The organism is Kitasatospora sp. MBT63 (assembly GCF_000710465.2).
GTDB lineage: Bacteria > Actinomycetota > Actinomycetes > Streptomycetales > Streptomycetaceae > Kitasatospora.
The window spans coordinates 1-8,941 of the sequence record NZ_JAIZ01000524.1 but is presented as its reverse complement, the minus strand read 5'-3'; the positions used below and the strand labels follow the sequence as shown (position 1 = coordinate 8,941).

Below are 8,941 nucleotides of genomic sequence, written 5' to 3'. Positions count from 1 at the left end.
GGGGGCCCCGCCCCGGTGCCGCCCCCCCCCGCCCGCCGTACGGCGGGCCGGGCCCCGTACCTGGGCATGGCGTGCGTCATCCTGCTGTCGGGCTGCTCACTGGTCGGCGCGGACACGGAACCCACCAGGACCTTCACCATCGGACTGGACGCCCCGCTCACCGGCAACCTCGCCGACCTGGGGCTCGGCATCAAGTACTCGGCCGAACTGGCCATCGCCAAGGCCAATGCCAAGAACACCGTGCCGGGCGTGCGGTTCGTCCTGGACGCCAAGGACGACCAGGGGGACGAGAAACTGGCCCGCGCCAACGGCGAGGCGTTCGTGGCCGATCCCGAAGTGGTCGGCGTGGTCGGTCCGCTCACCTCGGGCGGCGCACTCACCATGGCCCCGGTGCTGGCCAAGGCGGACCTCGCCGAGATCTCGCCCTCCAACACCGCACCCTCCCTGACCTGGGGCGCGGACTACCGCACCAAGGGGAAGGTGCGGCCCTACCCCACGTACTTCCGCACCGTCACCACCGATGCCGTGCAGGGCCCGCTGCTCGCCCGGTACGCGCGCAGCCAGCTGAAGGCCGAGCGGGCCGTCGTGGTCAGCGACACCAAGGCCTACGGCAGCAACCTGGCCGCGGAGTTCGCGACGGCCTTCGAGGAGGACGGCGGCACGGTCCAGCTGCGGGCCACCATCGAGCCCGGCACCACCGACTTCTCCAAGCTGGTCCGGCAGATCGCCGCCGCCCGCCCGGACATCGTCTACTACGGCGGCGAGCACCCCGAGGGCGGCCCGCTGTCCGCCCAGCTGAAGGCCGCGGGCGTCAAGGCGCCGGTGGCGGGCGGCGACGGCCTGCACACCGACGGGTACCTCAAGGCCGCCGGCCCGGCCTCCGACGGCGACCTGGCCAGCAACCCCGGCATCTCGGTCGAGGGGCTCGCCTCCGCGTTCACCTTCCTCGACGAGTACCAGAAGGCCGCCCACCCCCAGGCCCCCGGCCCCTTCGGCCCGTACGCCTACGACTCCACCTGGGCCCTGATCGAGGCGGTCGGCCGCGCCCGCCAGGCACACGGGAAGTCGGGCTCCGGCACGGAGATCCGCAAAGCCGTCTCCGAAGCCGTACCGGACGTGGACTTCTTCGGCGTCACCGGCGACGTCTCCTTCGACGAGTTCGGCGACACCCGCAACCAGGTCGCATCGATCTACCAGATCCAGAAGGGCAATTGGGTCGCCATCGTCCCCATCGGCCGCCTCCGCGACCTCTGACCCGCTCCCACGGGCCCGGGTGGCGGGGCTGTCGGTGGGGGGCGGTTGACTTGCGGTGGGCGGGTTCGCGATCCGGCCTTCCCCGTCGGGCTGTTGGGCCCGCCGCCGCTGACCGTACGACTGGATGACGGAGCCCGTCGGATGACCTTCGAGACCGACCGCACCACCCCCGCCGCCTGGGAGCCGGGCCTGGCCCAGGCCTTCGGTGAACTGCTCGGCCGCCCGCTCACCTCCTTCGACCCGCCGGACGCCCCCGGGGTCTACGAGGTGCTGTTCGGCGGCAACTACCTGTACGAGAGCGAGCTGGACCGCGAGCCGGTCTGGATCGCGCGGGAGGCACTGGTGGACGGGCGGCCGGTGGTCCTGGAACACCTGGCGCTCACCCCGCCCGGCGACCTGGACCACCCGGAGCTGGTCTTCGACGCGCGCGGCTCGCTGTTCGAGGTGGACCCCGACGGCCTGCCCGCCGCCTTCGCGAGCGCGGTCGCGAAGGCGGCCGACCCGGACCGCGGGCTGCTCCGCGGCGCCGACCTCGCCCGGCTGCTGGACGCCCACGGGCTGGGTCCCACGGACCTGCCCGGGACCTCCTGGCGGCTGCGGCAGGGCAAGGTCGCCTCGGACGGCACCCTGCTGGACGCCCTGCGCGCCGCCACCGGCCTCACCCGGACCGACGCCCGCGGCCGGGCGACACGCCCGGGTTCGGCCGGCGACGAGGTGGCGCCGGAGGCGTGGGAGCGGGTCGCGGGCATCGAGCACCCCGGCCTGCGCGCCCACCTCGCCGGGTACGCCGATCCCGAATCGCACGACCTGGCGTTCTGCGGCCACGACCCGGACGGCCACGACCCGGACGGCGCCGACGGGGACGGCGCAGACCTGGTGGTCCGCTGGGAGGGCGCCGTCGACCAGTACGAGGTCGACGTGGTCCGGGTGCGGCCGCGGGAGCGGTAGCAGGGCGGTCACCCCGGCGCGGGCCGCCGTCAGGGCGTGAACGCCGCCAGCTCGGCCCGGGTCGGCGGGTCCGCGCCGAACCGGGCGCAGGTGAGGGCGGCCGCCCGGGCGGCCCGTTCCAGCGCGGTCACCAGCGCCGGGGCCGGCTGCGCCCCGAACGTCGCCCGGACCAGCTGCAACTGCCCGGCGCCCAGCAGCCCGCCCTCGAGCAGGCCGCTGACCAGCCCGGACATGAAGGCGTCGCCGGCGCCGATGGTGTCGGCGACCTCGACCGGGACCGCGTCCACGTCGAGCCGACCGTGCCGCCAGAAGGCGCGGGCCCCCCGTGCACCCCGTGTCAGCACCACCAGGGACGGCCCGTTGCGGACCCAGGACGCGGCGGCCTCGAGCGGGTCCGCCCCCGGGTACAGCCACCCTAGGTCCTCGTCGCTGACCTTGACCACGTCGCTGAGCGCCACCAGCCCCTCGACCCGCGGCCGTTCCTCCTCCGGGCTGCCCAGCAGGGCCGGCCGCAGGTTGGGATCGTAGGAGACGGTGACGTCCGGCGGGGCGCCGCGGACCATGGCCAGCACCCGCTCGGCGCCGGGGTCGAGCAGCGCCGCGACCGATCCGGCGTGCAGATGGCCGAAGTCCCGTCCGGCGGGAAGCCCGGCGCTCCGCGGACAGAGGTCCCAGTGGACGTCGAAGGTGTACGTCGCCCGGCCCTCGCGGTCGAGGACCGCCGTGGCCGAGGAGGTCCGCCAGGCGCCGACCGAGCCCGGGGCGAGCGCCACCCCGCCGGCCGCCAGGTGGTCGCGGATCACCGCGCCGTACTCGTCCTCGCCCAGGCGGGTCGCGAGGCGGACCCGGTGGCCGAGCCGGGCCAGGCCCAGGGCGGTGTTGGCGGGGCTGCCGCCCGGGTGGACGCGCCGCGAGCCCCGGGAGTCGACCACGTCCGCGAGCGCCTCGCCCACCACCAGGACCTCGGCCGGTCCGGGCAGGGTGTCCCCGGTCACGGGGTGACCAGGATCTTCCGGCCCAGGCCGGCCTGGAAGCGCCCGAGCGCGGTGGCGTACTCGGTGAGCGGGAAGCGGTCGCTGATGAAGACCCCGGGGTCCAGCACCCCGGCGGCGAAGAGCGCGGCCGCCCGCTCGAAGCTGTGCAGCACGGCCATCGAGCCGGTGATGGTGATCTCCTGGTTGTAGATCTTGTACGGTTCGATCACCGCGCGGGCCGCGTACGCGGCGACGCCGAACTGCAGGAAGGTGCCGCCGCGCCCGACCCGGCCCAGCGCGTCCTGGATCGCGTGCTCGTTGCCGGTGGCGTCGATGACCACGTCCCAGCCCCGGGGCTGGTCGAACTCCTCGGCGGCGGCGGCCGTGCGGCTGCACCCGAGCCGGTCGGCGGTGGCCAGCCGTTCGGCGTTGAGGTCGACGACGTCCACCGACGCCGCCCCGGTGCGCTTGGCCAGCTCCAGCATCATCAGGCCCATCGTGCCGGAGCCGTAGACGAGCACGCTGCTCCCGACCCGGGCACGCAGTACGTCGTAGCCGCGCACCGCGCAGGAGAGCGGCTCGATCAGCGCCGCGTCCCGGACGTCGATGTGCTCGGGCAGCCGGACGCAGTTGGCGGCGGGGGCGAGGGCGTACTCGGCCGCGGCGCCCGCGGTGGTGACGCCGATGGCGGCGTACCGCTCGCACAGGTTGTCCCGGCCGAGGCGGCAGTAGTGGCACTCGTGGCAGTACAGCGAGGGGTCGACGGCGACCCGGTCGCCGACCGCGAGAGAGGTCACCCCCGCGCCGAGGGCGGCGACCGTGCCGGCGAACTCGTGGCCCGGCACCAGCGGCAGGCTGGGCGCGAACTCGCCCTCCAGGATGTGCAGATCGGTACCGCACAGGCCGCACGCCGAGACCTCGACCACCACCTCGCCGGGGCCCGGCGTGGGGTCGTCGACGCTCTCGATGCCGAGCACGCCGGGGGAGCTGATGACGACTGCCTTCACTTGACTGCTCCGAGGGAGAGGCCCTGGACCAGCTTGTCCTGGGCGGCGAAACCGGCGACGAGCACCGGGAGGGAGACACAGACGGCGGCCGCGCAGACCTTGGCCAGGAAGAGCCCCTGGCTGGTCACGAAACCGGTGAGGAAGACGGGTGCGGTGCCGGCGACCACGCCGGTCAGCACCCGGGCGAACAGCAGCTCGTTCCAGCTGAAGATGAACGAGATGAGCGCGGTCGCGGCGAGGCCGGGCGCGGCCACCGGTGCCAGGACGCGCAGCAGGACCGTCGGGAGGCCGGCGCCGTCGATGGCCGCCGCCTCCAGGATCTCCTGCGGCACCTCGGCCAGGAACGAGCGCATCATCCAGACCGCGATCGGCAGGTTCATCGACGTGTAGAGGATGACGAGCAGCCAGATGTTGTCCAGCAGGCCGGTGTTCTGGGCGATCAGGTAGAGCGGTAGCAGGCCCGCGACCGCCGGCAGCATCTTGGTGCTGAGGAAGAAGAACAGCGTGTCGGTCCACCTGCGGACCGGCCGCACGGACAGCGCGTACGCGGCGGGCGTGGCCAGGCCCAGCACCAGCAGGGTCGACAGCACGCTCGCGGTCAGCGAGTTGACCAGGGGCGGCCACGGGCTCACCCCCGTGCCGGCGCCGAAGAACTCGCGGTACCCCTGGAGGGTCAGCGGGGCCGCCACGCTCGGCGGGTTGGTCGCGGCGTCCGCCTCGCTGTGCAGCGAGGTGAGCACCATCCAGGCGAACGGGAGCAGGAAGAGCAGGCCGACCAGCCAGGCGGCCAGGCCGAGCAGGGTGTCGGTGCGGCGCACCCGGGTGCCGGTCATCAGCGGGTCTCCGCTCGGAACAGGGACAGCACGGTGCGCAGCGCGAGCGTCGCGATGACGGTGGTCAGGGCGACCACGATCACGCCCTCCGCCGACGCCAGGCCGTAGTCGTGCCCGTCGTAGAAGGTCCGGTAGACGGTGTAGGGGAGGTTGGCGGTGCCGAGGCCGCCGGAGGTCAGGGTGAAGACGGCGTCGAAGTTCTGCACCACGTAGATGCTGCCGAGCAGGGCGGCCAGCTCCAGGTAGGGGCGCAGGTGGGGCAGGGTGAGGTGACGGAAGATCTGCCAGGAGCTCGCGCCGTCGACCCGGGCCGCCTCGACGGCCTCCGCCGGCCGGCTCTGCAGCCCGGCGAGCAGGATCAGCATCATGAACGGCGTCCACTGCCACACCAGCGAGGCCTCCACGGCCAGCAGCGGCACGGCGGAGAGCCAGTCCGGCTGCGGGGCGCCGGCGCCGCCGACAGCGGTGAGCAGGCCGTCGAACAGCCCGTACGAGGCGTTGTACAGCGCGTGCTTCCACAGCAGCGCCGAGGCCACCGGCACCACCAGGAACGGAGTGATCATCATGGTCCGCACCAGGCCGCGGCCGAGGAAGCGGCGGTCCAGCAGCAGCGCCGTGCCGAGGCCCAGCAGAAGGCTGACGGCGACGACCGTGGCGGTCAGTTCGACGGTCGTCAGGATGGACGTGCGCAGGGCGGGGTCGCCCAGCGCGTGGCCGTAGTTGGCGAGGCCGCCGAAGCCGCGGCCGGCCGGGTCGAGGGCGTTCCAGCGCATGAAGGAGATCGCCAGGGTGCCGAGGAACGGCAGCTGGGTGACCACGATCATGAAGACCAGGGCGGGGAGCAGCGGCGCGCGGCGCGCCCAGGCGCCGCGGGGGCGTCGCACGGCGGGGGCGGTACGGCCGCGGCGTAACGCGCGGGCCTCGAGGGAGTCGGGCAGGGAGGCTGTGCTCATGTGGGTTCCTGGGGTGCGGGCGGTCCTCGGCCGGCCGGCTCTGCGCCGGCCGGGACCGCCGGACGGTGGACTGGCGGCTACTGCTTGGCGTGGGCGGCGGCGGTCTTCTCGGCGAGGGCCTGTCCGGCGCTCAGCGCCTGGTCGACGGTGATCCGACCCGCGATGGCGGAGCTGATCTGCTGCGACACCTGGGTGCCCAGGTCCTCGAACTCGGGGATGCCGACGAACTGGATGCCGGGGGCGGGACGGGGCTGGACCCCGGGGTTGGCCGGGTCGGCGGACTGCAGGGCCTTCAGGGTGGGCTCGGCGAAGGCCGAGGCCGACGCCAGGTACTGCGGGGTGGCGTAGGTGGAGGTCCGCTTGCCGGCCGGTACCCGGGACCACCCCAGCTGGGAGCCGACCAGCTGCTCGTACCCCTTGCCGGAGGCCCAGGAGATGAACTTCCAGGCGTCGTCCTGGTGGTGGCTCGCCTTCTGCAGCCCCCAGGCCCAGGTGAACAGCCAGCCCGAGCCGGTGGTCCGCTCGACCGGGGCCGGTACGTAGCCGATCTTCCCGGCGACGGGTGAGCCGGAGGACTCCAGTGCGCCTGCCGCGGAGGTGGCGTCGTACCACATGGCGGTCTTGCCCTGCTCCATGTTGGTCAGGCACTCGGTGAAGCCGGCCTGGGGCGCGCCGGCCTCGCCGTGGTCGCGGACCAGGCCGACGTAGAAGGAGGTGGCCTGCTTGAAGGCGGGGCTGGTCAGCTGGGCGTGCCAGTCCTGGTCGAACCAGGTGCCGCCCATGGTGTTCACCACCGTGGTCAGCGGGGCGGTGAGCTCGCCCCAACCGGGCTGGCCCCGCAGGCAGATGCCCTTCATCCCCGGCTCCGCGCCGTCCGTCTGCGCGGCCAGCGCGGCGACCTGCTGCCAGGTCGGCCGGTCGGGCATGGCGAGCTGCTTGGCGGCGAAGACGTCCTTGCGGTACATGAGGAACGAGGACTCGCCGTAGAAGGGCTCGGCGTACATCTGGCCGTCGACCGTGAGCGAGGTGCGGATGGCGGGCAGGACGTCGTTCTGGTCGAAGGCCGGGTCGGCGTCCGCCCGCGGGGTGAGCGGGGCCAGCCAGCCGTTCTTGGCGAAGATCGGGGTCTCGTAGTTGCTGATGGTCGCCACGTCGTACTGGGCGGACTGGGCGGAGAAGTCCTGGGTGATCTTGCTGCGGACGTCGTTCTCGGGCAGCACCGTGAAGTTGACGGTGATGCCGGTGGACTTGGTGAAGTTCTCGGCCGTCAGCTTCTGCAGGTCGGCCATCTGCGGGTTGTTCACCATCAGCACGTTGATCGAGTGCGCCGTGGCGCTCCCGCCAGCCCCGCTGCAGGAGGTGAGGCCGAGGGTGGTAAGCAGGGCGGCGCCGACCGCGAGGGCGCGTTTGGGGGTCATGGGGTGCTCCTGTTCGAGTGCGTGCGGGATCGACCGGCCGGCGGCGGATGCGCGGGGCGGTGGGGGACTGCGGGAAGTGGGGGACGGGCGGGAGGGACTGTGTGGGCGGAAGGTCTCGAAGGGGTTGTCAGACCCGGATGACCTTGGGGCCGAGCAGGGCGTAGCGGTTGGCCTCGACGGCGGACAGGCCCGTGTCGGCGATGATCGCCTCGAAGTCGCCGACCTCGGCGAACCGGCAGAAGCTGCTCGCGCCGAACTTGGTGTGCACGCCCATGAACACCCTTCTGCGGGACACCTGGAGAGCCTTGGCCTTGACGTCCGCCACCACGGGATCGGGCGTGGTCAGCCCCATCTCGCGGGAGATGCCGTTCGCGCCGATGAACGCGAGGTCGATGACGAAGCCGCTCAGCATGGTGCAGGTCCACGAGCCGACCGTGGCCAGCGTGCGGGAGCGGACCCGGCCGCCGAGCAGCAACACCGTCAGATTGGCGGAGTCCGCCACCGCGGCGGCGGTGGTCAGCGAGGCCGTCACCACGGTCAGCGGCCGGTCGGTCGGCAGCAGCGACGCCAGGAGCTGAGGGGTGTAGCCCTCGTCGATGAACACCGTCTCCGCCTCGCCCAGCATGGTGGCGGCGGTGGCGGCGATCCGGCGCTTGCGGTCGACGTTGAGCGTGGTCCGGCGGGCCAGGTCGGTCTCGAACCCCGCGCTCTCGACCGGGTACGCGCCACCGTGGGTACGGTGGAGCAGGCCCCGGTCCTCCAGGACGCGCAGGTCGCGGCGGACGGTCTCCTGGGCGACACCGAGGTCCTCGGCGACGCGGGTGACCTCGATCCGGCCCTGATGGCGTGCCAGGGCGAGGATCCGGTGCTTCCGCTCTTCCCCGCGCATCTCGTACCTCCTCAATTCCTTTTCCGAAGTGGACCGTTCGGGCAGCTGACGGTCCGTTTGCGGCCTTTTCGAGATTTATACCGGCCAGGCGGTGCGTGTGGAGTGCCCGAATCTTTCGAGATCCTTACCGGTATTTGACTGCCAGGGGAACGCTGGGCCCGCTGGACGGGGCAGGGGATGCCCGATCGGGCCCGGTGGCGGCCCGGATGGTGTCCGATCGGGCCCTGCGGCGGGCCGGGCGGCGCCCGCTAACTCCCCTTCGGGGCAGGCGGATCGGGGACCGCCGGGACAGGGGACGGGAGAGCCGCCGGGGCGATCAGGGGCGCGCCGTCGTCCGGTACGGCGCCGGGGGGACCGCCCGTGAGCGGGACCGGCGCGAGGGTCAGGCTGCCCCCGGCCGACAGGATCGGCTCGCCGGCCGGCGGATCCGCCGGGCCGGTGTCCGTCGTGGTGGCCGGGGTACCGGTGTCCGCCTGCGGCCGGGCCGCGCCGGGCTGCTGCGGAGGCCGCCCGGTCTGGGGCCCGGCAGCCGGACCGGACGGGCCCGGCCTGGGGGCGGCTGAACTCGCTGTCGTGGACGGCTGGTTCGGTGTGGCCGGGGGCTGGGACGCGGGCTGGGGGGCGGGCACGGCTGCGGACTGGGGGAGTGGCTGCGACACGGGTGT

8 protein-coding genes are annotated in these 8,941 nt (G+C 73.4%); 2 read left to right on the top strand and 6 right to left on the bottom strand.

The window, feature by feature from the left end; genetic code table 11:
- Positions 1-1,254 (top strand): branched-chain amino acid ABC transporter substrate-binding protein (locus AA75_RS28260; RefSeq protein ID WP_051813589.1); only part of this gene is annotated, 1,254 nt, incomplete at its 5' end.
- A 141-nt stretch (positions 1,255-1,395) separates the two neighbouring features.
- On the top strand, positions 1,396-2,202 hold the full coding sequence (locus AA75_RS28255) for a hypothetical protein (protein WP_033823106.1): 807 nt from the start codon (positions 1,396-1,398) through the stop codon (positions 2,200-2,202).
- Positions 2,203-2,231: 29 nt separating this feature from the next.
- Here AA75_RS28255 and AA75_RS28250 read toward each other — a convergent pair whose 3' ends face one another.
- The 6 genes from AA75_RS28250 to AA75_RS28225 all read right to left on the bottom strand — a co-directional run bounded on the left by AA75_RS28250 (position 2,232) and on the right by AA75_RS28225 (position 8,276).
- Positions 2,232-3,197, bottom strand: a complete 966-nt coding sequence (locus AA75_RS28250) for a carbohydrate kinase (RefSeq protein WP_368666612.1) — start codon at positions 3,195-3,197, stop codon at positions 2,232-2,234.
- Entirely contained in the window at positions 3,194-4,183 is a 990-nt protein-coding gene (locus AA75_RS28245) for a zinc-dependent alcohol dehydrogenase family protein (protein ID WP_033823105.1), read from the bottom strand. Before AA75_RS28245 ends, AA75_RS28250 begins: the two co-directional genes overlap by 4 nt.
- The gene (locus tag AA75_RS28240) at positions 4,180-5,016 is read right to left on the bottom strand and encodes a carbohydrate ABC transporter permease (RefSeq protein ID WP_033823104.1); all 837 of its coding nucleotides are present in this window, start codon (positions 5,014-5,016) and stop codon (positions 4,180-4,182) included. The genes AA75_RS28245 and AA75_RS28240 overlap by 4 nt, the downstream gene beginning before the upstream one ends.
- Complete coding sequence (locus AA75_RS28235; protein ID WP_033823103.1) at positions 5,016-5,969, bottom strand: carbohydrate ABC transporter permease; 954 nt, start codon at positions 5,967-5,969, stop codon at positions 5,016-5,018. Before AA75_RS28235 ends, AA75_RS28240 begins: the two co-directional genes overlap by 1 nt.
- 77 nt (positions 5,970-6,046) lie before the next feature.
- Positions 6,047-7,387, bottom strand: a complete 1,341-nt coding sequence (locus AA75_RS28230; RefSeq protein WP_033823102.1) for a sugar ABC transporter substrate-binding protein — start codon at positions 7,385-7,387, stop codon at positions 6,047-6,049.
- A gap of 127 nt (positions 7,388-7,514) precedes the next feature.
- Positions 7,515-8,276 (bottom strand): DeoR/GlpR family DNA-binding transcription regulator, encoded by a 762-nt coding sequence (locus tag AA75_RS28225; protein ID WP_033823101.1) that lies wholly within the window; start codon positions 8,274-8,276, stop codon positions 7,515-7,517.
- Between the last annotated feature and the right edge of the window lie 665 nt (positions 8,277-8,941).